The sequence below is a fragment of the Nostoc spongiaeforme FACHB-130 genome (assembly GCF_014698475.1).
Classification (GTDB): Bacteria; Cyanobacteriota; Cyanobacteriia; order Cyanobacteriales; family Nostocaceae; genus Nostoc_B; species Nostoc_B spongiaeforme.
Genome location: NZ_JACJTB010000026.1, coordinates 61790 through 88267 on the forward strand (window position 1 = coordinate 61790; position 26478 = coordinate 88267).

Sequence of the window (26478 nt, forward strand, 5' to 3'; positions counted from 1 at the left end):
ATGTATTTAGTTTGACATAAATTACTCACCTGCAATTTGCAGAATAGTTGTATACAACTGTTCGCTGACACGAAAATCCGCTTGTTCCATTAATTGGTCAATAAGCGGTTTAACAATTGGAATTAAATTATTCCGTTTAGCTTGTACAAGCACTCCCAATAATCCAGTCACTTGCAAACCATAACTTTTTGCTACTATACGCCCTCGACGTTCATCCATTAACAGTAAATCAGCTTTAAGTTCTAAGGCTAAGGCGATCGCTTCAGCTTCACCCAAGTCAATATTTTCTTGACTTTCCTGAATTATAATTACTTGTTGTAAATCTTTAACTGTCTGAGTTTGAATCCAGGCAAAGGTTTGCACTTCCATAGCACCAGGAACAAGTTTATCAACAGATACCATTTCGTTGTAAACTGCTGCTGGAATAATAATTTGATTGTAAAGTTTTTGCAGCAAATCTAACTGCGCGATCGCTGCCAAATTTGTAATAGGTGATGTATCACTAACAATAATCACAATAGCTTCATCGACTGCAAAGTTTTTATATCCGCTTCAAAATCTTTTACATCATAATTAATACAAAGTCCACGCTTGGCAAGTTCATGTTGGAATTCAATTACTGTTAATCCCGTCCAAGTACGAGCTTTACCGCTACTAATTTTTTCTTGCTTATAAAGCATAATAGCGATTTCTAACTTTAATTCATCCTCCGTCATTCTTGTGGCTCGGAGAATATCATCAGGGATTAAGATACTCATAGGAAATGTGATTGGAGTTATTTACTCTACAATTTTAAAATATGTAGAGCAGAAGTATGAGATAGTCCATAAGAAATTGCGCTTAAACTTTTTCAATTATGTCTAGAGTACATGAGCTTTTGAATCAAATTATTAAATGGGTGCAGCAGTCCAATTAAGAGAACAAGTTAATCACTAGAACCTTTCAAAAAACACTAAAGCCAGTGCTTCAATTATTTTTGTGTCTTAGGTATTGAGTCAGCAACCTAAAGCAGTGGTCATCGTTAACCCCTGGTAGCTTGTCTTGTAATGCAGCATAAGCATCTTGAGTCAAAAGTATGGGGTATCCTATCTCAAAGTCATCAGTGTTCGATGATGTGATTTCACCTAATTGATCTATAACTCTCAAGATTGTTTCGCTAACAATTGTTGTATCTAGTGAACCCACAAGTTGCTCTAATTCTCTCTTGGTTGATTCCGTTAGCCAAACTCTGATTAAGCCTGTATTCAAAACCTCTCCAATTACAGTGAAGATGTAAAGATTTGGATCAATTGGAGATGGAATATCAAAGTATGGTTGAATTTTAGCACCTGCTGATGTTGTGACAGAGTATCTTTTCTTGCCAGTTTCTCTTTCATAAATCCATAAATTTTGACTTTGTTTCCTGGAACCACCACCTGAAGGTCTCCATTCCGCATAGTAATCATCTGGATTAGGAATGAGCATTTCTTCTTCAAAATATAAAAATTGTCGTAAGCTTTCTTGCCAAAGCAACCATCCAGTTCTCATGTCAGGAATACCAGAAGATTGGGCTTGCTGACTCACTTTATTTCTCCGTTGATTAATCAGTTCACCATATTGTGTTAGGACATTACGCATAACTTGATTTGGATCTTGATCATCAACTGGAATGCGGATTGAGCGGGTAGCTGCTGGGTGCATTAAAGTTGTACCACAGGCATCTCTTAAATCAGGTTTTGATCGATAGCAAAGCATCTTATGCTCTACGCCTAGAAGATCATACATCACATCAATATTTAAATTAGACCACCCAGCTTTGGGGATTCCTTTTGCACGACAGTAAACATCTGCCCAATCTCCTTCCTCAAACTTTCGACCCATCATATAAGCTACTTTAATAGCAAGATAGGTCTGAGCATCTTCATATTCTTTTTGGGTAAAGGCTGGTAGTGTTCGAGGTCTGTACATCTGTGTATTCTCTAACTTAATTTTATCGACGAGTTCTCGAAAGGATTCAAAACTAATCGAAATTAAACTGTCTTTGATAGCTGTAGATAACCACTTAGAATATAAACGTCGATAGTCAAACTCAGGTTGACGTGAAACATGGAGAAAGCTTTTAGTAAAACTTTTTTCTTGAGCCAAATATTTTTTGATAAATTTAATTATATTTTGCTGTACTATCTGGTCATTATTTTGCTTTATCTGTATATTTTTTTGTGGATATAATTGAATATTGTCGAATTTTTGACAATGCAATATTAAATCGTAGCCAACAGCATTCTCTGACACAAACATCTTAAATGTGCCATGCTTTTTATCGAAAATTTGAGTTCCTTTAATTTCAAAACCTGCATCTGCTAAAGCTTTTTGAATTACCATCCATACTTTTTCCGATGAGTTATGAAACGCAACAGTTAACCAACTCTTATCTTTTAGGACTCGTTTAATTTCCATAAAAGCTTTAGTGAGAAGATTCTGATAATCTTCATAACTTTTACCTTGAACAGAATTGACGATCGCTTCTTCTGTATTATCTGTCCATTGTTGCAGCCAACTTTCCCAAATAAGATTCATTTCCGAATAATTAATGTTCGATCCAAAGGGTGGATCTGTGAACACATAATCAATGGATTTATTCGGTAATTGGCTAAGGCTACAGGCAGACTGAGTACTGACTTGAACAGTGCGGGGAATATGAGCAGATTCTCGAAAATACCAACTAATTGTTGCAGCCTTTCTTTGAAAAGTTTGAAATACATTTTGCTCATTCATGATAGTTGGTACATTGAAATTTGCAGTATTTCCACTACCACCCCAAAATCGAAATTCACTAAAAACTGTTACACGTTGGTATAAGGATGTTAATGTAAACAAAAGCTTTTCTCGAATTTTTTTTTCTGGCCAATTAGATGCTTCGTTCCAGAGAAATGCCATTGCATATAAAGCTCTACGGGTATAACATTGGTCGATTGTATTGATACCAGCAGAGATGGGCTGACGGGTATTTACTCCGACTGGAATCTTGTTTTGTGGAAACCAAATATTTTCTGGAATTAATGAACTTTCTATTGAATCGATAAGATTGCGATCAAAAGCATTCAAAGGAACGCAACTCTCTTTTAAGCGATGTCCACAACATTTGTACCCGATAGCTACAGGGTAACGTTGAGTTCGTTTGAGATTACGTTTTTTAAGTAAAGTATTACAGTGAGGACAGTTGAATTCTTTTTTGATTTTACTTTCTTTAACAGAAGGTTTTTCATCACGTCCAACATCCCAAAAAATAAATTCTTGCTGACAATGATTACAAATTAATCCGTAGCTCCAAACAGTATACAAAACATTTGTTTCTGAACCACATTCTCGACAGTGAGTGGTATATAATTTTTTTTGCAGTTGTGCTGCACGATTTAAAAGAGTGTTAACTGCATTGAGATAACGACCAGAATCAATAGGAGTATTAATGTTATAAGCAATAAAAGCTGCTGCTGGAGATAAGTCAGACAATAAAACTTTGCGTCCGAGTTCTGTTGCTGCTACTCCAGTCATACCTGAACCACAAAAAGGATCTAAGACGACATCTCCAGGATTTGTATAATGTTCAATTAAAGGTTTAATTCCTTGTGGTGGAACTTTAGTATGATATGTATGAGCGTCATAAACATAAGAATTTTTACCAGCAGTGATATCTTTTAAAAAAGGTTCATCTACTGTTTTAGGCTGTTTATTAAGATTAATTAGCTCTGAAAAATGAGGATTTAATGTGAAACTGAAATTTGCATTGTGATGATAATTAGTTAACTCTAAATTTATTTGTGAGTTTTCCATCAGTTATGGTTAGATGTATAACAGTAGCTTTAGCAAATCCATCTGCTAGTTTATCGATAAATGTAACCTTTTAACAAGGTGTTGATTTAATTTTATATGAATGATAACAGATATATCTAAAGAAGATATCATGCTTGATTCCAGTCATCTAAAAATATGACAGAATACAGGTATGTACTATGATAATTTCTTGAATGATTGCAATTTTTCTTAACAGTTAAATTTCTTAAGTGTCTTAACTGTCCTTGCATTTCTGTTAGAAAAGTCAGAATATGGAGTCATCTGTTTTTATAAAAAAACACAAAAGGATGACACTTATGGCTATAGATAGGGAGACTGAAGATACAACAATTTACAAAGTTGTAGTTAACCATGAAGAGCAATATTCCATCTGGCCAGCTGATAGAGAAAATCCTTTAGGCTGGAGGGATGCGGGTAAAGAAGGTATTAAGGCAGAGTGTTTGGAATACATTAAAGAGATATGGGTAGACATGAGACCTTTGAGCTTGCGTAAGAAAATGGAAGAAATGGGCTACCAGTGAGTCCAGTAAGGTGCGTTACATTTCATTAACGCACCTGATTTGATGATTTCCTATAAAGGTAACTGAATGATAAACTCAGTACCTTTGTCTAGTTGAGAATTGACTTTAATCAATCCTCCATGTTTTTCTACAATAATTTGTCTTGCTATAGCGAGTCCTAAACCTGTACCCTTACCGACAGCTTTAGTAGTAAATAAATGGTCAAAAATCTTGTGTTTGACTGCTTCACTCATTCCTTTACCATTATCAGCAATTGAGATGTTTACATATTGATCTACTGTTGATGTTGTAATAGTAATTTGGTTAGGATTGGCTTGGATTTCGGCAAAACTCTGCCCAGCGTTTGATTCATCTAAGGCATCAATGGCATTAGCCAGGATATTCATAAATACTTGATTTAATTGCCCCGGAAAACAATAAATTTGTGGCAAATTGCCATAGTTAGTAGTAACTTCAATTGCAGGACGTTGTTCATTTGCTTTTAGGCGATGTTTGAGAATTAAAATTGTACTATCAATACCCTCATGGAGATTAAACTTGACTTTGTAATCTTGATCAGCACGGGAGAAGGTGCGAAGACTGGTACTGATATTTTTCAATCTATCGCACGCTATTACCATTGCATCTATCATTTTAGGTAAGTCTTCTAAAAGAAAATCCAAGTCAATTTCCGCAGCATGGTTTTGAATTTTATTACCAGGATTATCGATAATTTCTTGATAAAGCTCTAAATGTTCTTTTACATCAGCAAAGTTTGGTTTAGCTTGTTGCAGAGTAGCAGAAATAAAACCCAAAGGATTATTCATTTCATGACCTATCCCAGCTACTAAGTTACCTAACGCAGACATTTTTTCACTTTGGATAATTTGTAATTGCGCCTGTTGTAAATCTTGTAATGCTTGTTGAGCCTGCTGATATAGTCGGGCATTTTCTAATGCGATCGCTGCTTGGGAAGAAAGTAAATTAATTACTTGCAAACGTTCATTATTAAATACGCCACTTGTGAGGTTATTCTCTAAATAAAAAATCCCGATTAAATTTCCTTGGTTAATAATCGGTGTACATAATATACTTTTTGGTTGATGTTCTAGGAGATATTGGTCAATGATTCCAGGAATATCTGTTTGGCAGTTATTGATTACAACAGTTTCTTGAGTATTCTTGACATAATTAATAATTCTTTTAGGTATGCTTTGACAAGCATCAAGTGATTGTGATTCAAGAATAGTTTGTATTTGATTTTGGGAATTGGTTTGCTGACTAATAAAAGTCACTGCTGGTAATTTTGAAGTGTCTGATTTGGGAAGTATTAATACACATTTTTTAGCACCAGAGTTTTCTAGAATTATTTGAGTAAGACTAGCAATCAGTGTATCTAACTCGATACTACGAGAAATAGTTTGGGCGGCTTTAAGCACAGAAGTCAAATCTAGAACTTCAGAAATACTTTTGCTACCCGTCGTAGAAGTATTAAGAGATGAATAAGTACCATGTGAGGCGATTGTTTCTAAGGGGGTTAAGCTAGATTTCTGCTGTTGCAAAATTGGTTGTAGTAGATGCGAATAGCATTTTTCTAAGTCATCTATTTTGGCTTTTGCTCCCCAACGCGCATAACAATAATATGCTTCCTGCATATAAAATGCCGCAAATTTTTCTTTCTCCCATGCTAAGAAAAATTTAGCTGCCAGTTCGTTAGCTAAAGCTTCTTCTTGAATGTATGTGTTGGCTTTAGCTCTAGAAATTGCACACTCATATAGTTCCATCGCAGCAAGTTTATCGCCTAAAACTCGATTTAGCTCTGCTTCTACTAAATAAGATTTGTGAGCGTAATTCATGGGTGCGCTCTCTGCACATTTTTGGAGATTTTGATGATTTTCTATAACTCGTTCGATGATGATTTCTTGTTCTGGTGAAGAGTAATTTTGATGTAAGGATAAGTAAATCAAAGTTTCATAAAAATAAAAAGTTGGTACTATTACTAATCCTGTAACACTCGCTAAATATTCTTTGACAACTGCGGCATGATCTAACGCTTGATTATAGTCATTAAATAAATAACATAGAATCATTTTACAAAAATGCAGTTGACAAATCATACTAGTTTGATTGGCAGCCCGATGCAGAGGTAACATTTTCACCTCATCATAAATTTCCCCAATTAAATAACAAGGGTTATCTGCCAGCCCTAATAAATTCAAAACCGATTGATAATATATACTATTAAAGTTTAAATAAGTGGTTTGCTTGAACTGATACATGATTGTGCTATAGTTGCCCATAGCATCGGCTAATTCTTTTAATTCATAACCACTTAAATAGGCATATCTGCCAAACACATAGGCAGACATAGAAGCATATTCAATATCACCTGTTTCTAAACCACTTGTGTAGGCTTGTAACAATGGATTTAAAGTATCTTTTACAGATGCTTTCCAATGTCGAATAAAACAATTAACTGCAAATAAAGTTTTAGACTTGAGTTTAGAAGCATTAAGACGTTCTACTAACTGTAATGCCATTTCGCCAAACTCATAACCGGCATCAATTTGTTTTAAAACACCGCAGAGTATCAGTCCATAACTAGCATAGGCATAGGTAGATTCTGGTGCATTACCATAAAGCAGTGATAACTGCACTTGTTTTAAAACAATCACCCTAAATAATGGTGGTGATGCTTGATAAGCTGTTGACATAATACTGGATAAAATTTGCATTGCTGCCAAGATATTTGCATCTGTCATTTCTGGCAAATCGAGCAAATCGATCGCAGCTTTGTCTTTTAACAGCAGTTGTGTTTGTTCTAGTTCATAATCAATATCTGTTTGGCTAACTTGTTGAGGTAGTTTTACTCCTATAGATTGGAGAACAGCTAAGGCAATTTGCAAAGCATTTTGATGTTGTGCCTGTGCCATACAGGCTTGAATTTTAGTATTATGAATGGGTATTTGTTCCAGGAGTGTTTTTGCTTGTTGTAAAACAACTGCTGCATAAATTTCCATTTTCTCAAATTCACCACAAAGACAAAGTGCTTCGGTGAGAGATTGATGTAGTGCTAATGTGAGTGCATAATCTTGTTGCCAACTACAATCTGATAATAAATTTAAACCTGTAGTGAAATATTCACTAGCGGATAGATAAGCAGTGGCATTTTTGGCTTTTGTACCTGCTTGAAAATTTAATCTGGCTAGTTGTTGATTTTCGTTGATGTCGGTGATTAGAAATGAACCAATATTTAATTGATTAACTACATCAAAAATTTTGTCTTCTAATTCGATGTCAGAAATATTTTTTAGTATAAGCTGCCCAATTTTTAAATGTGTAACTTGTTTCTGCTCATCGGGAATTAAAGAATAGGCAGCTTGCTGGACGCGATCATGCAGAAATTTGTAGGTGGGTAATTGTTGATGATTAATCGTAAAATTGCGTTCTGCTTCGCTATCTTGGTAGAATTTATAGACTTCACTTTGGGGTAAAACTAATCCTTCTTGTAAGGCACTCCACAGTGAAACTGCGGTTTCTGTTTTTGTTTGTTGGGAAATAATTGCTAAGGTTGCTAAATCAAATTGGTTGCCAATACAAGCTGCAAGTTGTAATACTGTTTGTGTTGCTGGTGCAAGTTTCTGTAACTGCATTGCCAGAAATTCAACTACATCATCTGTCAATGCTAATTCCCTAACTTGGGTAATGTTACACTGCCAATAACCAGCTTGCAGATTGAAGGTAATCAAATTTTCCTGATGCAGTACCTTGAGAAATTGGGTGCTAAAAAAGGGATTACCTTGAGTTTTTTGATACACTAATTCTGTCAATGGTTTTGCTAAGGCGATCGCACAAGCAAGAGTATCTGCCACTAACTGATTTAAACTCAGTACAGATAAGGGCTGTAAAGTGATAGTATTAACTTCTGCACCAGCTTTGCTCACTTCATCCAGTGACAGCATCAACGGATGGGCTGGAGAAACTTCATTATCTCGATAAGCACCAATTAAGAGTAAATATCCTTGCTGGGATTCTTTCATGAGCAATTGCATCAACTTTAATGATGTTGAATCTGCCCACTGCAAATCATCCAAAAATATTACCAAGGGATGCTCTGGTGTGGTGAAAACTTGTAAGAACTTCTGAAACAATAAATTAAAGCGATTTTTTGCGGCTGTTCCTGAGAGTTCGGTAACAAAAGGTTGCTTACCAATGAGGTATTCTAGTTCGGGAATTACATCAATAATTACCTGGGCATTTTCTCCTAATGCTTCTGAAATCTTTGTTTTCCATGCTTGTAATTGAGCATCTGATTCACAAAGTAACTGCCTCATTAAATCTCGGAATGCCTGTACAAAAGCAAAGAAAGGAATATTGCGGTTAAATTGATCAAATTTGCCTTTGATGAAATAGCCTCTTTGTCGCACAATAGGTTTATGAACTTCGTTGACAACGGCAGTCTTACCAATACCAGAAAAGCCCGCTACTAAGATAATTTCTGTGGTACCAAGGCTGACTCTTTCAAATGATTGCAGGAGAATTTCTACTTCGCTTTCTCGTCCATATAGTTTATCAGGAATAATAAATCTATCACAGACATCTCTTTGGGCAATCGTGAAGTTTTTAATTTCTCCTGTTTGTTTGAGTTGATGTAAACATTGTGTTAAATCATGCTTGAGACCCCATGCACTTTGATAGCGGTCTTCGGCATTTTTAGCCATTAGTTTGTTAACAATTTCTGAAATTATCGAGGGGACTTTTGGATTAATTTCATGGACTAAAGGTGCTATTTTGGCAATATGACAATGTACCAATTCCATTGGTTCACTTGATTGAAAAGGTAATTGTCCTGTGAGTAGTTCGTAAAAATTTACACCCAAAGAATAGAAATCTGTACGATAATCCAAACCTCGATTCATCCGCCCAGTTTCTTCGGGAGAAATATAAGCTAATGTTCCTTCAATAACATTTGGATTGACTATATTTTGAGTTTCCCGTGGAAGCAAAGAGGCAATACTAAAGTCAATTAACTTAACTTGTTTTGTTATGGGATTGATGAGAATATTCGCGGGTTTAATATCTTTATGAATAATGCGATCGCGGTACAGTATCTCTAAGGCATTACACAAAGCGATCGCTATTTCTAAAAATTCTTCTAAACATCCAAAATAATGATGATTGACAAAATAATCGTATAGAGAAATTCCCCCAAAGTCTTCCATGACTAACGCATAGCCATTTTTGTAAGGTTCTAGGCTATAGGTTTGAATGATTTCAGGATATTGGAGATGTTTGGTAATCGTGTATTGATTGCGAAATTGTACTAGTTCGCTAAAGCTGGGATAAGGATTTTTCAGTAATTTGATGACTACAGATATGGAGTCAGCCTCTCGGATAGCTCGGTAAACTATAGTTCTCGAACCATGATAAATTTCCTCATTTAACTGATATCCGGGAATACTCAACATGACACCCAACCTTAAAATAGTAAGTTTAGTATTCCCAAAGATCCGAAATATTTCACGAGGAAATAAAAAATACTGATACTAATTTTAGTTTGATCACTTAGTTAGTTTGCTGTGAACGCGATCGCTCGATAACTTAGGCTTACTCAACAGAAACCACCAGATTTCTAAACCAATTAATGCCAAACCACCTGCTGTAACTGCACCTTTCATTAACAGTGGTTGCTCAATGCGGCGAAACTGAGTGTTTGGTGATTCTTTTGGGTTGGGGATTTGAGCTTTCGCTACACCACCAGTCAAACTCAACATCAATCCGCAACTGGCAATACTACCAATAATTGCTTGACTATTCCACATACTTACTTCCCCTTGAAGTAATGCAAATATCTTCCTTGTCTCCTTCATCCCTGAAGAATGGCATACTTGTTGAATAGAAAGTACCTTAGCCAATCACTTTGGCTCGAAAGTTACGCAAACGTAGCGCATTAGTGACTACAGAAACTGAACTAAAAGCCATTGCTGCACCTGCAATGATTGGGTTGAGCAACCACCCAAATATCGGAAATAGAATTCCAGCCGCGATGGGAATACCAGCAACGTTGTAGATAAACGCAAAAAATAAATTTTGGCGAATATTACGCATTGTGGCGCGGCTGAGTTGAATTGCTGTGACTATACCTTGCAAATCACCAGAGATTAGAGTGATGTCACTAGCTGCGATCGCTACATCTGTACCCGTACCAATGGCAATTCCCACATCCGCTTGCGCCAAAGCCGGTGCATCATTAATCCCATCACCAACCATCGCTACAATTGAGTGCTGAGTTTTGAGTGCTGAGTAACTCTCCCTTGTCCCCCTTGTCTTCCTCCTCCTTTCCGCTTGCAACAACTTAATTGCTTCTACCTTCTGCTCAGGACGAACTTCGGCTAATACTCTGGTAATCCCAACTTCACGGGCAATACTTTCGGCGGTGTGGCGATTATCACCTGTGAGCATCACAACTTCTAAACCCAGTTTTTGCAAGGCTCGCACAGCTTGGAGAGAAGTCGGTTTAATCGCATCAGCAATCCCCATTAACCCTTGGATTTCACCATCTACTGCTAACCAAACTACAGTTTTACCCAAGTATTCTAAGCGTTCTTGATTTGGTTGCAAGTCTGCGGTGTTAATATCTAACTCTTCCATCCAGCGTTGTGTACCGATTTGCACCAGGCGATTTGCCACGATACCCTGCACACCACAACCAGCGATCGCGGCAAAATCTTGAACATCTATGAGGCTGACATCCTGAGATTGAGCATATCTCAACACTGCTTCTGCTAATGGGTGTTCGGAATTGCGTTCTACAGAGGCGGCTAGTTGTATTAACTGAATTTCGTTACCATTAGCCGTACCGTTAACTGTGACAAAATCTGTAACTGTGGGTTTACCTTGGGTAATTGTGCCTGTTTTATCTAAGACAATGGTTTGAATTTGGTGAGCTAATTCTAAACTTTCTGCACCTTTAATTAAAATGCCGTTTTCTGCACCTTTACCTGTACCTACCATAACTGAGGTTGGTGTGGCTAAACCCAAGGCACAAGGACAAGCAATAATTAATACTCCGACTGTGGTAATCAACGCCAAAGAGATATTACCAGTGATGTTGAACCAGATAATAAAGGTGAGAATAGCGATCGCAATTACCGCCGGCACAAACCAGCCTGTAACTTGGTCTGCTAACCTTTGAATGGGCGCTTTTGAGCCTTGTGCCTGCTGTACTAATTGTACAATTTGCGCCAATACCGTATCTTTTCCTACTCTTGTCGCCCGAAATTGGAAACTACCAGTTTTGTTGATGGTTGCGCCAATTACTTCATCTCCTGGTTGCTTTTTCACAGGAATACTTTCACCAGTCACCATCGCTTCATCAATGGTAGATGTCCCGTCAATTACTTCGCCATCAACGGGAATTTTTTCCCCAGGACGCACCAGCACCACATCACCAATTTGTACTTGTGCGATCGGTACATCTATTTCTCGTCCGTTGCGAATCAACCGCGCAGTTTTTGCTTGTAAACCAATTAGCTTGCGGATAGCTTCGGAAGTTTGCCCTTTGGCACGATTTTCAAATAACCGCCCTAATAAAATTAAGGTGATTACAATCGCCGCAGTTTCATAATATACATCCGGCATCAATCCCTGAGCTATGAAAAAGCTGGGAAATATTGTTGCAAATAGGGAATAAAAATATGCTGCGCTCGTACCCAACACAATTAAAGTATCCATTGTGGCAGTATGGTGCTTGAGTGATTTCCCAGCATTGACATAAAAACTTTTACCGCACCAAAACTGTACAGGAGTAGTCAGGACTAATTGCAGCCAAGGGTTATGCAACCATACAGGAATAAAAGGTAAGTGCAATCCTGTCATCATTGGCAATGAGCCAATCACTAGTAAACTGCCAATTATCCCCCCTACCACTACCTTTTGCTGCAAATCACGGGATGTTTGCTGGCGATGTCTTTTTTCTTCATCGTCTTCACCCGCCATCAAATTTTGTTCTTGCAAGGGATAGGCAGAATAACCAGCTGCATCCACCGCATTTTGGATGGCTAGTAAATTTGTTTTTCTGGAATCATAATTAACTGTTGCCTGTTCTGCGCCAAAATTCACACTACATTCATTCACACCCGGAACAGAATTAATAGCATCTTCAATATTTTTGGCACAGGAGGCGCAACTCATCCCGCGCAGTTTCAATGTGGCATTCTCCATTTGACTCACCCCAATTTTGAAGTAGCAGTAGCTAACGACTAACTTCATCTTGAAGTATCTAGTCAACTGGAGAGTCAAGGGGTTGTTGCCAGAATTTTGATGAGTGCGGGGTGATGTTATCCGCAGATGGATGCACCTACTCATACTTTATCAAGTAAGGCAGCAGGTAGGAGTTTCGCTTTGTTGAGTTCGGGTTTGTTTGACAAACTTACTTTTCTAAGTAATTAGGCTGCGATATTTAAGCAAGTTCTGAAAGATGGCGATTGGGTTAGTGGTTAGGTTGACTTACCACTTTGATATTCTGCCATTTGCTGATGGATAGCCGCCTGAATTTTGCTGTCAAAATCTGGATCGTTGATTGTTGTGATCACAGGACGTGAACGTTCTCTACGCCTTGCCAAATAAGCTTGGAACGCAGCATCGTCGTCTCGATGAGTCAGAAAATAACGTCTTAATTCTTGATAGGACATCGCTGCATAATCAACTGAACTCATCACAGCACCTCCCCATTCGGAGTAACTTCAAATTCGATTTCTTCGCTTTGCCCTGCCAACACATACAAGTTCTGGGTTCGAGCATCAATACAAACCAGATGAATCGGCTGCAACATTCTATATGTTAAATGGTAGGAAATCCGGTACAAGCACTCCAACTGACTGTTAGTAGGCATCAAACCCAACTAGGTAAACAATTTTGCTGATAATACTTCCTTACGGAAATTATACAAGAGTTTTCAGCAAGGAAAGATTAGATTAGCAATCTCACTTTGGGGAAATTCGCCTGTTTTCTGTGTACCATCGCCCCATTTGTCGCCACTGTCTTCCAACTTCAGACTAATTCCAATCTTGTTCTTCTTTTTTACCGCGACTTTTGTAAATCCCTCCTACGTCGTGAATTTGGCGGGTTTTAGCGAAGAGTTCTGCTTCCGTTAACCCCCATTGTTGCAAAACTTTATCTAGGTCTTTTTGGATGTCCCGTGCGCCGGGAAAGCCTTGATAACGGATGCGTAACCGGGCTAATTCTGCCAAATTATAGTCTGTTGCTTCTTGAGCGAGTAGAATATCAATAAAGGGGCGATCGCGGTTGTAAAGTGGATGTTGTTGGTCTTTACTTCCGTGCTGTTCTGCCATAGTTTATACCTTTAGTCGGATTCTTAATTCATTCTGAGTCTAGAGTTGAGATTCCGTCTAACGCCAGATAATAAAAGATGAGGGCAAACACACCTTTTCGCTTACGGCTCTCACCACTGCCAGTCAATCATAAATAAAGATACATTGTCTTTAAGAAAATACTAAAAGTTTTAACGAGGGTGAACCTCAATCACCCCCAGTCCAAGCAGCAAGGGAGCAAGAACCCGCTATGTTTGAACACTTCACTTCCGAAGCCATTAAAGTCATTATGTTAGCTCAGGAGGAAGCACGTCGTCTGGGACACAACTTCGTAGGAACTGAACAAATTCTCCTGGGTTTAATCGGAGAAGGAACGGGAGTTGCTGCCAAAGTGCTGAGTGAGTTGGGCGTTACCCTCAAAGAAGCACGACGGGAAGTTGAAAAAATTATTGGTAGAGGTTCTGGCTTTGTACCGCCAGAAATTCCTTTTACACCAAAAGTCAAAAACCTCTTTGAGCAATCGTTTAAAGAAGCTCATAGTCTAGGACATAACTACATAAACACTGAACACTTGCTGTTAGGTTTAACTGAAGCAGGTGAAGGTGTGGCGGCGAAAGTATTGCAAAATCTGGGGGTTGACCTCAGACTCATCCGCACTACTGTCTTACGTCGTTTAGGTGAAGATGGCAATGTGGCTGTAGGTGGTAGTAGTCCCCGCCGCAACCAACAAGCACTCACCCTAGAAGAGTTCGGCAGAAATCTCAGCAAACTCGCCCAAGAAGGCAAGCTAGACCCTGTAGTTGGTCGGGAAAAAGAAATTGAGCGTGCCATTCAAATTCTCGGTCGCCGCACGAAAAATAATCCTGTGTTGATTGGCGAACCAGGAGTTGGAAAAACTGCGATCGCAGAAGGTTTAGCACAACGTATTGTTAACCAAGATGTTCCTGAACTGTTGTTGAATAAACAAGTAATTAGCCTCGATATGGGCTTATTAGTTGCAGGAACTCGCTTCCGTGGTGATTTTGAAGAACGCCTGAAGAAAATCATGGACGAAATCCGCTCTGTCGGTAACATCGTCCTGGTAATTGACGAAATTCATACCCTCGTGGGTGCTGGTGGTACAGAAGGCGGCTTAGATGCAGCCAACATTCTCAAACCAGCTTTAGCACGCGGTGAACTCCAATGTATCGGTGCAACCACTCTGGATGAATATCGCAAGCACATCGAACGAGATGCCGCTTTAGAACGCCGTTTTCAACCAATTTTGGTCGGTGAACCTTCTGTGGAAGAAACCATCCAAATTCTTTACGGCTTGCGCGGTGCTTACGAACAACATCACAAAGTCGAAATTTCCGATGCGGCGGTATTAGCAGCAGCCCAGTTGTCAGATCGTTATATTAGCGATCGCTTCCTGCCTGATAAAGCCATAGACTTAATTGACGAAGCTGGTTCCCGTGTCCGGTTGCGGAACTCCCAAATCTCCGCCAACAAAGAACTCAAGCGTCAACTAGCCAGCATCACCAAAGCAAAACATGAAGCCGTCAGAGTTCAAGACTTCGACAAAGCCGGGGAACTGCGCGACCAAGAATTAGAACTGGAAGCCCAAATTCACCAAGAGCAAAATATTCCTCAGCCCATTGTTGACGAAGAAGACATTGCTCAAATCGTCGCTTCTTGGACTGGTGTCCCAGTCAACAAACTCACCGAATCTGAGTCAGAATTGCTGTTACACCTGGAAGACACCCTGCATCAACGCTTAATCGGTCAAGAACAAGCAGTTACCTCTGTATCTCGCGCCATCCGCCGCGCTAGAGTCGGGTTAAAAAATCCCAACCGTCCAATCGCCAGCTTTATCTTCTCCGGCCCCACAGGCGTTGGCAAAACAGAATTAGCCAAAGCCTTAGCTTCCTACTTCTTCGGTGCAGAAGAAGCGATGATTCGCTTAGATATGTCCGAATTCATGGAAAGCCATACCGTATCTAAGTTGATTGGTTCGCCTCCTGGTTACGTCGGCTACGATGAAGGTGGACAACTTACCGAAGCCGTGCGGCGCAAACCCTACACAGTGTTGTTGTTTGACGAAATCGAAAAAGCGCACCCCGATGTCTTCAACATGCTGCTGCAAATCTTAGATGACGGTCATCTAACTGATGCCAAAGGTCGGAAAGTTGACTTCAAGAACACTTTGATCATCCTGACTTCTAACATCGGTTCTAAGGTGATTGAAAAAGGTGGCGGTGGTTTAGGTTTTGAATTTGATAATCAAGCCGAAGCCAGCTATCACCGCATTCGTAACTTAGTGAATGAGGAACTCAAAACTTACTTCCGTCCAGAATTCCTCAACCGAGTTGACGAAATTATTGTCTTCACTCAACTGGGTAAAGATGAAGTCAAGCAAATTGCTGAGATTATGCTGCGCGAAGTTGCTAATCGCCTAACAGAAAAAGGTATCACTTTGCAAGTGACAGAAGCATTTAAAGAATTGGTTGTCAATGAAGGTTATAACCCCAGTTATGGTGCTAGACCTTTACGCAGAGCAATTATGCGCCTGTTAGAAGATTCTTTGGCTGAAGCACTACTAGCCGGCGAAATTGGCAATGGTGACACAGCCATTGTCGATGTCGATGATGATGGACAAGTAAAAGTCCGTAAATCAGATACACGAGAATTACTTTTGGCAAACGCTCGTTAATCTTTAATCATCTAATAGCTTGACACTTAAAAATCCCTTGGTTGATTTACCAAGGGATTTTTGTAATTGATACTAACTGAGTCAAATTAAAAGTAATGCTCCAATATTTTTTTAGTGAGTATTGCCTTGGTATATGCTAAGATACAGCCGAAATTACGTTTAATTTACTTACTGGTGTATATACATAATTCAGCATAAACCATAGCTTTTGAATTGTCTTTTGATACATTCAGAATAATTTGCCACTATTTCCAGATCAGTCCGTTTTATTCAAGTTCATAAAACTGGCATATTCTCAGAATCTTCAAGGTAAGACTTTGTGTATAAATTTAGAATCACACATTCGTAAGAATTCAGGAGCCGCAAAGCCAACGACAGCCGCACGCCACTTGCTACAACTTTGGCAAACAAAGCAACGGGCTGTCTCCCCAACGCACTACCGACGCTCATACGTCACTAGCACTGCGCTAACACTACGGCACATTCTCCTCCTGAGTGCTGACTTCTTAGTAACATTCTTTTTTTAAAGCCAAAAATATCAGGGATAAGTGATAGTTATTATAGTTTTAATACATGGTTTTACAGAATTGGAGACGTAAGCGTGGTGTTGCACTTACTACTAGAGGTTTACAAAAACTTCAGGAGGCAAAACGTAAGTCAGAAGCACAAGAAAATTTTGGCAATAGCTACACATTAGAAGATATCAGTGAACTTTCAGGGTTACATCCTAGTACGATATCCAAAGTACTAAATCGAGAAGGTGGAGTTGATAAAAAAACTCTGGAAAAGCTATTTTTAGTTTTTGATGTCAAAATCAATGAAAGTGATTATTTAAGCTCTAATACTCGTTTAGATTGGGGAGATGCAAGTTTTTTACCTGTTTTTTATGGGCGTAAAGAAGAACTGGCTGTATTAGAACAATGGATTTTAGATGAACATTGCCAATTTATCGCCTTGTTAGGTATGGGTGGTATTGGTAAAACGGCGCTGGCTGTAAAATTAGCGCAACAGATTCGGGAAGATTTTGAATATGTAATTTGGCGATCGCTCCGTGAAGCTCCACCTGTAAAAGCTATCATTAGTCAATTACTGCAATTTTTATCGGACGAGCAAGAAACAGAAGCGAATTTACCAGAAAGTTTAAGCGATCGCATCTCCAAATTAATTGATTATCTGCGAAATCATCGCTGTCTAGTAATTCTGGACAATGCCGAGTCAATATTACGTTATGGGAGCCGAGCCGGCAAATATCGAGAAGGATATGAAGGTTATGGTGAATTGTTTAAACGTTTAGGAGAAGCTACTCACCAAAGTTGTTTAATCTTAACCAGTCGGGAAAAACCCCAAGAAATCGCATTATTAGAAGGTGAAGTCTTACCAGTACGTTCCTTACAACTCAGTGGATTGAAAGTAGTTGAAGGACAGGAAATTTTAAAAATCAAAGGACTATCAGCCGCCGAAGAAGAATGGAAAGCCATGATTGAATCCTATGGTGGTAATCCCTTGGCTTTGAAAATAGTTGCTACCACTATTGAAGATGTATTTGCTGGGAATATCAGCGAGTTTTTACAACAAAATACAGTGGTTTTTGGCGATATCCGAGATATTTTAGACCAGCAGTTTGAGCGGTTGTCAGATTTAGAACAAGAAATTATGTACTGGTTAGCAATTAATCGTGAACCAGTAACACTCTCAGACCTGCGGGAAGATATTGTCTCGCCAGTGCCACCACAAAAATTGCTAGAGGCTGTAGAATCTTTGGTGAGGCGATCGCTAGTAGAAAAAAGCACAGCCACTTTTACCTTACAACCTGTGGTCATGGAATATGTGACTCAGGTATTAATAGAACAGGTTTGTGAAGAAATTGTCACTGATCAGATTCAACTTTTGAGATGCCATGCTTTAATTAAAGCCAGTGCGAAAGACTACATCCGAGAAACTCAAATCCGCCTGATTCTCAAACCAGTCATTGATGGTTTGCTGACTGCATTAAGAAGCAAAAAAAGTATTGAAAACCAATTAACTCAAATTTTAGCCAGACTCAGAGAAGAATCACCACAGGAACCAGGTTATACAGGTGGAAATATTCTCAATTTGTTATGTCAACTACAGACAGATTTAACTGGTTTTGATTTCTCCCAACTCACTGTTTGGCAAGCAGACTTGCGGAATGTAAAACTACATAATGTCAATTTTCAAAACGCTGATTTAACTAAGTCTGTTTTTGCTGAAACCTTTGGCGGCGTTTTATCCATCACTTTTAGCCCTAACGGCAAATTTTTAGCGATGGGTGATACCAATGGCGAAATTCGCCTATACCAAGTTACCGATTGCAATCAAGTTCTCACCTTTCAAGGTCACACTAACTGGGTACCATCACTTGCTTTTAGTCCTGATGGCAGCATCTTAGCCAGCAGTAGTAGTGATCATACAGTGAAATTGTGGAATCCTCATACTGGTCAATGCCTGAAAACTTTACAAGAACATGAACACGAAGTTTGGGCAGTTACTTTTAGCCCAGATGGTCAAACTCTCGTGAGTGGTAGTAATGATCGCACTATCAAACTGTGGAATGTTAGTACTGGTGAATGCCTGCAAACATTTCATGGACATACAAGTTGGATAATTTGTGCAATTTTTACTCTGGATGGCCAGACTCTCGTGAGTGGTAGTGATGACGACACAATTCGGATGTGGGATGTCAACACTGGTGAATGTATCAGAATTTTGCGGGGACATCGTGATGGTATCAGGTCGCTGACTCTCAGTCCTAATGGGCAGACAGTCGCCAGTGGCAGTGATGACCAGACTGTGAAGTTATGGAATGTGGACACTGGTGAATGTATTAAAACCTTACAAGGACATCATGCTGCTGTCTGGTCTGTGGCCATTCATCCCCAAGGTCATCTCATCGCTAGTGGTAGCCTTGACCATACAGTGAGATTATGGGATTTAAATACAGGTCAATGCTTAAAAATTCTTCATGGGCATTCAACCTTTGTATTTTCTGTTGTATTTAGTCCCCAAGGCGACCTCTTGGCTAGTGGTAGTGATGACCAAATGATGAAGTTATGGGATGTTACCACTGGTCAATGTCTGAAAACTCTCAGTGGATATACTAGCCAAGTACTATCAGTTGCTTACAGTCCAGATGGTCAAATGTTGGCTAGTGGCAGTGATGATCAAATAGTGAGGTTGTGGAATGTCAATACGGGTCAAGTTCTGCAAACTCTCCCAGGACATCGTGCTGCTGTTCGCTCAGTGGCTTTTTGTCCCACTGGTCAGACCTTGGCTAGTGGCAGCGATGATCATACAGTTAAGTTGTGGGACATTCATACCCGTCAAGTTCTGCAAACTCTTTTGGGACACCCTGCTGTAGTTTGGTCAATAGCTTTTAGTCCAGATGGTCAAATGTTAGCCAGTGGTAGTAATGACCAAACCGTGAAGTTGTGGGATGTAAATACTGGCCAGGTTGTGCAAACTTTTATGGGGCATTGTGCTGCTGTTCAATCAGTTGCTTTCAGTCCTCAAGGTAGTCTGTTAGCTAGTGGAGCTTGGGATCAGACAGTCAAGTTATGGGATGTCAACACTGGTGAGTGCAAACAAACATTAGAGGGTCATACAAATTGGGTTTGGTCGATCGCTTTTAGTCCAAATGGCGAACTGCTGGCCAGTGCTGGTTATGATGGGACAGTCCGGTTGTGGAATGTTCGTACTGGTAATTGTTTGCACACCTTCATGGTTTGTGAAAATGGTCTAGTGAAGGCAGTTATCTTTAGTCAAGATGGCAAGATTATAGCTAGTAGTAGTCCCAATTACACAGTTAAATTATGGGATGTTGATACGGGTGAATGTCAAACGACATTACATGGACATTCAGCTTGGATTTGGTCGCTCGCCTTTAGTCCAGATAATCGAATTCTCGCTAGTAGTGGTGCTGATGAAACAATTCGACTTTGGGACATCAATACAAGCGATTGTTTAAAAACTTTAAAAGCTAAAAAATTTTACGAGGGAATGAATATTGGAGGAATTACAGGTTTAACGGCAGCGACGATTGCTACTTTAAAAAGATTAGGGGCAATTGTATAGGTCAAACAACTGGAACTTACGCAACAAAAATACTTAATCAAGGTTATGGTTGTCAAAAGTCAGGTGTCAAAAATCAGCTTTTTTTGAACTGTCGACCATTGACAACCTCAACTCAAAATCTCACACACTACCAATCAGCCATAGGAATGTCGCTGGGCAATCCATGTGCTAATTCTTCAAACATGATTCTCTCTAGTTCCAAGTCGGTGTCATCTAATATTGCTAAATTATTTTCGCTGATATCAATTTGAATATTTAAAGTTTGGTGCTGTATCAGAGAATCATCTTGGGTAGAAGACAGCTGTTTGAGAATTTTGATTGTAGATGTTGCCGTTTTCATGGTTTTTTCCTTGGTAGTTGCACCGAATTCTATGTTGTTAAAAATTTCTGACAAAATTTCAGTTTTGTTTTTTAGGACGTTAGCAGTTGATGACTCAGATTGAACTGTGGTGATTTAAAGTTTTAGTGGCTTTAAAACATTCTCAATCTCCTCATCTGTTATGTAAGCTTCTGGCGGTGGGCTAAAACGCAATAATGCAGCTTGGTAACAAGCTTGTGCCACGCGATCGCGCTCTTGATGCGTTAGCCCTGCAATCATCGCCACCGTCTTCTGAACGTGCTGTACCTCTGTGGTGCTAATGGCACTATGTACACGTAAACAACGGGTGGCATTGATTCCTGGTGGTAGCAATGCTTCTACTTTCTGGATATAAGCTTCTCCTATACATATTCCTAAACGTTCGGCTGTATAGGAATAGCCTACGCAACCAATTGGGTCAGAGTCTTGTACACATTGGTTAAAACAATTCAGTAAAGTTTGAGCCGCAGGCGGTACAAGTGCTTCTACGACAGCTTCAGCTTGATATCCCATTGAGTGAATATCTCGCAATGCAAGTATGTCGTGACCTGCTTCTTCTTTGGCTTTTTGTCCCGCCCACTGCGCCAAACGCTGACGATTGGTTGCAGCAAAACGCGATCGCGCTTTTTCCATGAGTCTTGGTGTTGAATGACACAAATGGTAAAAACCAGCAAGTCGCCATACCCAACGTGTAGGAGTTAAAGCTGGTGGTCTTCGCTCCGATTTGACGGCGTGCCAAGCGGATACGATGGCACGATCTAAAAATTTCTGGGTTTTATTTAAGATATCTGCATCAATTCTTGCTGGAGTGGAGGAATTACTACTACCTATCGAAGTACTGTTGTCTGCCTTAGCCTCTATTTTTTCCGGCTGAATAGATGCCAATTCAGGCTCATTTAAAAATGGATTAGGCATAGTTCGTTGTATAATCTCCTATCTGCCAGTATCTTAAAGGATAATTATGCTAATGCGAAATTTGTGGATGATTCGACTATAAAAAGACTCAACCGCCCCAATTATGATAATTTTTTCTAAATTTTGCTTGGATTCACTGATAAAAGTGGGTTGTCAAAGACTGATTTCTTCGCTTTTAAATTCAATTTCTTAACAATGAAGATAAGTCGAAGCTTAACTTTAAGCTCAAAATCTTGATTTTCACTGGTCAAGATGTTTCAGTCTTGGCAATATCTTAATTAGCCTCCATACACATTGAAAAAATGATGGATAGAACAGCGGCGCTTGGATTTTCTAGTTTTTCGACTCCCAGTAAAAAACAAGTAGTCAAGCAAATAACTGTAGACTTGACTCCAGATGAAGCTCAAACGTTAGAGAAATATTGTGAGCAGACAGGACAAGCAGTCTCGAATGTGATTGAGGAACTCATTCGAGGCTTACCCATAAGCTAAGTGTTTCACTACAACTCTTTAATTTAGAGTTGAGAAAATTATCAAGACAACGGTTTGCAACACAGACCGAACTGCAATCCTACTCAGACCTTGTAGTAGCCAATCCGCGAATCAGTTCTCTGATGACATCTGTTGCTGGCCTTCCTGTCTGGTCACAATACTTTTCCAAGTTCTTCGCTTCGTTTAGTGCTAGGTTGATGGTTATTCGCTTGACCGCCCATTTTTTATTCATGCTATCAGTCTGGTTGTATTAGATAAAACTACGAAAATTTTCATTTATTTAGACCATTCTCTTGTCTTAACTATGCGTTTCGGCGTAATTAGGCAGAGATTTTTTATCTGTTTGAAATTAGTTAAAAAAAGCAGTTGTCTGCTTTCATCAGCTATCTTCAGACAAGATAAACAAGTTTATTTGCATTGCTATGAGCCGAAGTACATAACCTACTCATAACTTTTTTGTTTTCCCTGGTATTTAGGCCAAGTAATAAATTTCTTATTGAGAATATTACCACCCAAGTCAACTATCAGCCAAATATGATGTCATCACAAGTTGTTTTGCAACCCAGCAGAAGAATGCCACCAATTCATGCAATTTTATTGATTGAAAATGGCGAAATCAGCCCTAAGTAAAGATATAAGCACAAAAGTAAGGTTAAAAATAGAGAAATTACCTACCAATCCGGTTTAAATTGCTCAGAATATCTATTACGGCTATTTTTGATTCGGTACTGAGTTATGCCTTAAGAATTTTAGTTAAGTTTTTTAAATAAGAAACAAATATTATATTAAATAATTTGATAAAATATCCCCGGTATTGATACCAGGGATATTTTTAATCATTCATGAATGCAAACAGAACAAGGGTTACGTCAAGATTAAGCTTCCAGATAGATAAACAAAGATAAATTTGTTACATTTGCATCTAAAAAAACCCCAAATAATACTAAGATAGCAAGCAGAAAAAACTTGGGAATGTTTTGGATGATGTTTGAGTAATCCTTAGTTGTTGCTTTTTAAAACTCCTATTTCCTGTTGCATAGGTAAAACATCCAAAATATCAGTTTGGGAGCAATATTTCAGGTCTTCATGACATTCGAGGCGTAATAATCGTTTGCCGTGACTAGCATGATGAAATAATCCCAACAAGTTATCTTGCCACTGGGTGTAAAGAGCGATCGCACCAATCAATTCATCATTACCAGCTAATTTATCTGGAGACACATGAGTTTTTTCGATAATGCTATGAGCGATCGCACCCGCACAAACTGTATCTTCTAAAGCAAAACTCCCTTCCCAACCAGAGCCAACAATCCAGACTGTTTCGGGCTGTTTTTCTAAAAGAAAATCTACTATTGCAGCCCGGTTAATTAAAGCGGCTGCTAGTACAGATGGAGAGTTTTGTATTCGTTGTAAAGCACGAGTACCATTAGTAGTACTGATAAACAAGCGGCGACCATGCACTAGTTCTGGTGTGCAGTCTAGAGGAGAGTTACCGAGTTCAAAGCCAGTGACTTTAGCTCCGCCACGTTCTCCGGCTCTTAAGCGTTTCTCTACTGGCCATTGTTCGCTAACTTCGATGAGCTTTTCTAAATCACTGAAGACTTGTACTGCTTCACCGCCAGCCGCTAAGACTGTGGCAATTGTACTAGTAGCTCGCAAGACATCAACTGCGATCGCGCAGTCTGGAATTTCATCTTTAGGAGTTAATTCCGGAGTGTGGTATAAGAATAACTTCACGCGCTGGATACACCTGCTCTAAATATTATTATCGACATACATTCTAATTTGTGTTAACAGTCATAATGACAATTTAAGCAATAGGAATTTTTCGAGGTTATGGCAAGACATTGGCCAATGAGGGTAAATATCCTTGAGTTTAACTGTTATTTAACTGTTGTTTAAGATGGCGAATAGCCGCACTAGTGTTACGTTGATAAGCAATTTGTACACACTGAGCAATGACGCTGTGCAGATCCCAGCCGGGAAAATAGCGACTCTGGGTTTGCAGTTGGTAAATACTTCCCTGTAATTGGTAAATTAATAACTGCTGTTTTTTGAATAGCCAAATTTCTGGCACACGATAAGGCAGATAATCTTCCACATCGGAATAACTGGTGACATCAATTTCAATTACCAAATCAGGCGGGGGATCTTGTCGCCAGTCAATTCGCTTTTTACCGGAAACAGCTTGCCAATTATCAATGTAAAAACAATAGTCAGGCTCAATACCACTTTCTTCCGGTAGAGTCATTGTCACAGGGGTAAACGCATCATATTCCCTGCCATCATGATCTAACAGAGCCTTCACGATATCTGCGACTAAATTGGCATCTCGTCCATGTACAGGCAAAGGTGACATTAGTAATACTTCTCCATCACGATATTTAATGCGGGGAATTGAGCCATCTCCCCGTTGTTCACAGAGGCGCTGATACTCTTGCCAAGTAGCAGGTAGGCGCACCACAGAACCAGCAGGTAATTGAATTTTGTCAATTGAGACGAGGGCATACATAATTGCAGATCCTTTGAGTGGTAGTGAAGGACAATGATTATGAAGATTTGCGATGGTATTTTCAGAGGTGCGATCGCTTGATTGATTTAATGGAATCAGGTATTTAAAAAACAAGGGATTTATAATAACTCTACCTTGGTCAATCAAGAGGGGAATTTTGCATCAAATCTGCCAATGTAAACTCTAGGATCTAAAATCGACATGGCACCTTTACCCGATTACCGTCCAAAACAACTGTCTGTAGGCCCTTTAGAAGCAGAAATTTTAAATATTGTCTGGGAGCTTGGTTCCGCGACAGTTAAAGATGTACACGATCGCATTTTGGCTGATCCTAACCGAGAATTGGCTTATACTTCTGTCACCACAGTGCTGCGTCGGCTCACCGAAAAAGGCTGGCTGGCCTGCGATAAACAAGGAAGAGCTTTTTATTGGCGACCTTTGCTGAGTAAACAACAGGCGCAGGTGATTAAAGCTCATGATCAACTACAACGCTTTCTCGCAGTGGGTAATCCCGATGTGATTGCGGCCTTTGCTGATAGTCTGGATGAAACAGCCCAAGCGCAAATCGAAGCCATAGCCAAGCGGATTCAAGCTGCACGCCAAGCCAGGGAGGAACAATAAATGCACCTAATCATGATTTTGACGGCTGTAGCAGTTTCTTGGATATTAAGATGCTCTTGGGTGAATACTCCAGGTAATTGGAATTTGCGCTGGCGGAAAGCTTTATTTATCTTTTTGTTTCCGCCTTTGTTGATATTTATGACTGCGATCGCCCTGCTGTGTATGGGGCCGCAAGGTAAAATGGGCGGAGTCTATACAGGCTGGTTGAGCTACGATTTAGCGTTTGTCATTCTCGGCTATTTTGCTGTTTTGTGCATAAAACTCACCATCCAAGGTTGGCAATCTGTAGAATCTGCCCGTCATGCTCCCTTGATTAATCTTGATGGTAAATCAGCTAGGCTAATTAACACACCAACATTGTTTGCTGGTCAAATTGGTTTTTGGCAACCAGAACTAGTAGTTAGCCAAGGATTACTCCAAAATCTTTCACCTGCTCATGTTGAAAGTGTCTTAGCCCATGAGCAAGGACATCATTATTACCGCGATACATTTTGGTTTTTCTGGCTGGGTTGGGTGCGTACTTGCACCGCTTGGCTACCGAATACAGATGCGTTGTGGCAAGAATTATTAGTGTTGCGCGAACTACGTGCGGATAGTTACGCGGCTGCTCAAGTTGATCCACTGCTGTTAGCAGAATCGTTAGTGTTGGTTGTGAGTCAAACTTCTGTGTTACCGGAATCTGAGGTTTGTTGTGCGGCTTTGGGTAGTAGTTTAGGCGATCGCTTGGAACAAAGAATCGATGCTTTACTCGCACCACCAGAACCAAAAGTAGCGATGAACTGGCAGTCTTGGCAAGGATTTATCTTAGCGTTTATCCCGTTATTTACTGTCTTATTTCATACATAAAGCATGGAGTTGCTTGCAGAAATAATATTTTTACTCTCACCCCAAATAGAGACGTTGTATACAACGTCTCTACAAATTTGAATATAAAACGTTTAACACTGTCATACCATTTCACGAAAAAAATGATACAAATTCATGGTTTTTTTATTCTTTCCCCTTGCCCCCTGCTCCCTGCCTGACAGGTGTAGGTTTTTTACAAAGGTGTGAGTAGTCAATCACTCTCGACAGAAAATAAAAGCAGAATCATAGAGTGAAACAGAGGCTCAAATGCTAAAAAATGAGTACCTC

21 protein-coding genes are annotated in these 26478 nt (G+C 39.5%); 6 read left to right on the forward strand and 15 right to left on the reverse strand.

All coding sequences use genetic code 11. The features are described from left to right. Positions 1-21: 21 nt before the first annotated feature. From H6G74_RS18785 to H6G74_RS18795, 3 genes are all read right to left on the reverse strand, one after another. Positions 22-516, reverse strand: coding sequence for a DUF3368 domain-containing protein (locus tag H6G74_RS18785; protein ID WP_190969114.1), 495 nt, complete (start codon positions 514-516; stop codon positions 22-24). Beyond that, the gene (locus tag H6G74_RS18790; RefSeq protein WP_190969115.1) at positions 513-758 is read right to left on the reverse strand and encodes a UPF0175 family protein; all 246 of its coding nucleotides are present in this window, start codon (positions 756-758) and stop codon (positions 513-515) included. Before H6G74_RS18790 ends, H6G74_RS18785 begins: the two co-directional genes overlap by 4 nt. Positions 759-966: 208 nt before the next feature. After that, a complete protein-coding gene (locus tag H6G74_RS18795) occupies positions 967-3810 on the reverse strand; it encodes a DNA methyltransferase (protein ID WP_190969116.1) in 2844 nt (947 codons plus the stop codon). Between the two features lie 317 nt (positions 3811-4127). Between H6G74_RS18795 and H6G74_RS18800 the strand changes: the two genes are divergently transcribed. Beyond that, positions 4128-4352, forward strand: a complete 225-nt coding sequence (locus H6G74_RS18800) for an MbtH family protein (protein ID WP_199341048.1) — start codon at positions 4128-4130, stop codon at positions 4350-4352. Positions 4353-4402: 50 nt separating this feature from the next. Here the strand turns inward: H6G74_RS18800 and H6G74_RS18805 are convergent, their stop codons facing one another. The 6 genes from H6G74_RS18805 to H6G74_RS18825 all read right to left on the reverse strand — a co-directional run bounded on the left by H6G74_RS18805 (position 4403) and on the right by H6G74_RS18825 (position 13684). Beyond that, positions 4403-9799, reverse strand: coding sequence for an ATP-binding sensor histidine kinase (locus H6G74_RS18805; protein ID WP_190969117.1), 5397 nt, complete (start codon positions 9797-9799; stop codon positions 4403-4405). A gap of 93 nt (positions 9800-9892) precedes the next feature. Next, positions 9893-10153 carry a hypothetical protein gene (locus H6G74_RS18810; RefSeq protein WP_190969118.1) on the reverse strand — a complete coding sequence of 87 codons (261 nt, stop codon included), beginning with the start codon at positions 10151-10153 and terminating at the stop codon, positions 9893-9895. Positions 10154-10238: 85 nt separating this feature from the next. After that, positions 10239-12554, reverse strand: coding sequence for a heavy metal translocating P-type ATPase (locus H6G74_RS18815; RefSeq protein ID WP_190969135.1), 2316 nt, complete (start codon positions 12552-12554; stop codon positions 10239-10241). A gap of 275 nt (positions 12555-12829) precedes the next feature. Further along, on the reverse strand, positions 12830-13048 hold the full coding sequence (locus H6G74_RS18820) for a DUF6887 family protein (protein ID WP_190969119.1): 219 nt from the start codon (positions 13046-13048) through the stop codon (positions 12830-12832). Beyond that, positions 13048-13224, reverse strand: coding sequence for a DUF6888 family protein (locus H6G74_RS31845; RefSeq protein ID WP_390849970.1), 177 nt, complete (start codon positions 13222-13224; stop codon positions 13048-13050). Before H6G74_RS31845 ends, H6G74_RS18820 begins: the two co-directional genes overlap by 1 nt. A 163-nt stretch (positions 13225-13387) precedes the next feature. Beyond that, positions 13388-13684, reverse strand: coding sequence for a DUF3288 family protein (locus tag H6G74_RS18825; protein ID WP_190587988.1), 297 nt, complete (start codon positions 13682-13684; stop codon positions 13388-13390). A 229-nt stretch (positions 13685-13913) separates the two neighbouring features. On the opposite strand from H6G74_RS18825, the gene H6G74_RS18830 reads away from it, so the two are divergent. Beyond that, positions 13914-16355 (forward strand): ATP-dependent Clp protease ATP-binding subunit, encoded by a 2442-nt coding sequence (locus H6G74_RS18830; RefSeq protein ID WP_190969120.1) that lies wholly within the window; start codon positions 13914-13916, stop codon positions 16353-16355. Positions 16356-16631: 276 nt separating this feature from the next. Here H6G74_RS18830 and H6G74_RS18835 read toward each other — a convergent pair whose 3' ends face one another. Further along, positions 16632-16805: a hypothetical protein gene (locus H6G74_RS18835; RefSeq protein WP_190969121.1), complete on the reverse strand. Its 174-nt coding sequence runs from the start codon at positions 16803-16805 to the stop codon at positions 16632-16634. Between the two features lie 123 nt (positions 16806-16928). Here H6G74_RS18835 and H6G74_RS18840 point away from each other — a divergent pair, with 123 nt between their 5' ends. Further along, positions 16929-20447, forward strand: a complete 3519-nt coding sequence (locus H6G74_RS18840) for a WD40 domain-containing protein (protein ID WP_190969122.1) — start codon at positions 16929-16931, stop codon at positions 20445-20447. A gap of 127 nt (positions 20448-20574) precedes the next feature. On the opposite strand, the gene H6G74_RS18845 is transcribed toward H6G74_RS18840, so the two are convergent. Continuing rightward, positions 20575-20787: a hypothetical protein gene (locus H6G74_RS18845; RefSeq protein ID WP_190969123.1), complete on the reverse strand. Its 213-nt coding sequence runs from the start codon at positions 20785-20787 to the stop codon at positions 20575-20577. Positions 20788-20901: 114 nt separating this feature from the next. Further along, positions 20902-21720 (reverse strand): hypothetical protein, encoded by an 819-nt coding sequence (locus H6G74_RS18850; protein ID WP_190969124.1) that lies wholly within the window; start codon positions 21718-21720, stop codon positions 20902-20904. A gap of 302 nt (positions 21721-22022) precedes the next feature. Between H6G74_RS18850 and H6G74_RS18855 the strand changes: the two genes are divergently transcribed. Further along, positions 22023-22211 carry a CopG family transcriptional regulator gene (locus tag H6G74_RS18855; RefSeq protein WP_313888495.1) on the forward strand — a complete coding sequence of 63 codons (189 nt, stop codon included), beginning with the start codon at positions 22023-22025 and terminating at the stop codon, positions 22209-22211. Positions 22212-22290: 79 nt separating this feature from the next. Here H6G74_RS18855 and H6G74_RS31265 read toward each other — a convergent pair whose 3' ends face one another. The 3 genes from H6G74_RS31265 to H6G74_RS18865 form a co-directional block, all read right to left on the reverse strand. Beyond that, entirely contained in the window at positions 22291-22443 is a 153-nt protein-coding gene (locus H6G74_RS31265; protein WP_062289322.1) for a CopG family transcriptional regulator, read from the reverse strand. A gap of 767 nt (positions 22444-23210) precedes the next feature. Further along, positions 23211-23948 carry a 2-phosphosulfolactate phosphatase family protein gene (locus tag H6G74_RS18860; RefSeq protein WP_190969125.1) on the reverse strand — a complete coding sequence of 246 codons (738 nt, stop codon included), beginning with the start codon at positions 23946-23948 and terminating at the stop codon, positions 23211-23213. A gap of 139 nt (positions 23949-24087) precedes the next feature. Then, complete coding sequence (locus H6G74_RS18865) at positions 24088-24723, reverse strand: Uma2 family endonuclease (RefSeq protein ID WP_190969126.1); 636 nt, start codon at positions 24721-24723, stop codon at positions 24088-24090. Positions 24724-24924: 201 nt separating this feature from the next. Between H6G74_RS18865 and H6G74_RS18870 the strand changes: the two genes are divergently transcribed. Continuing rightward, on the forward strand, positions 24925-25344 hold the full coding sequence (locus H6G74_RS18870) for a BlaI/MecI/CopY family transcriptional regulator (protein ID WP_062289328.1): 420 nt from the start codon (positions 24925-24927) through the stop codon (positions 25342-25344). Continuing rightward, positions 25345-26190 (forward strand): M56 family metallopeptidase, encoded by an 846-nt coding sequence (locus H6G74_RS18875; RefSeq protein WP_190969127.1) that lies wholly within the window; start codon positions 25345-25347, stop codon positions 26188-26190. Positions 26191-26478 lie beyond the last annotated feature (288 nt).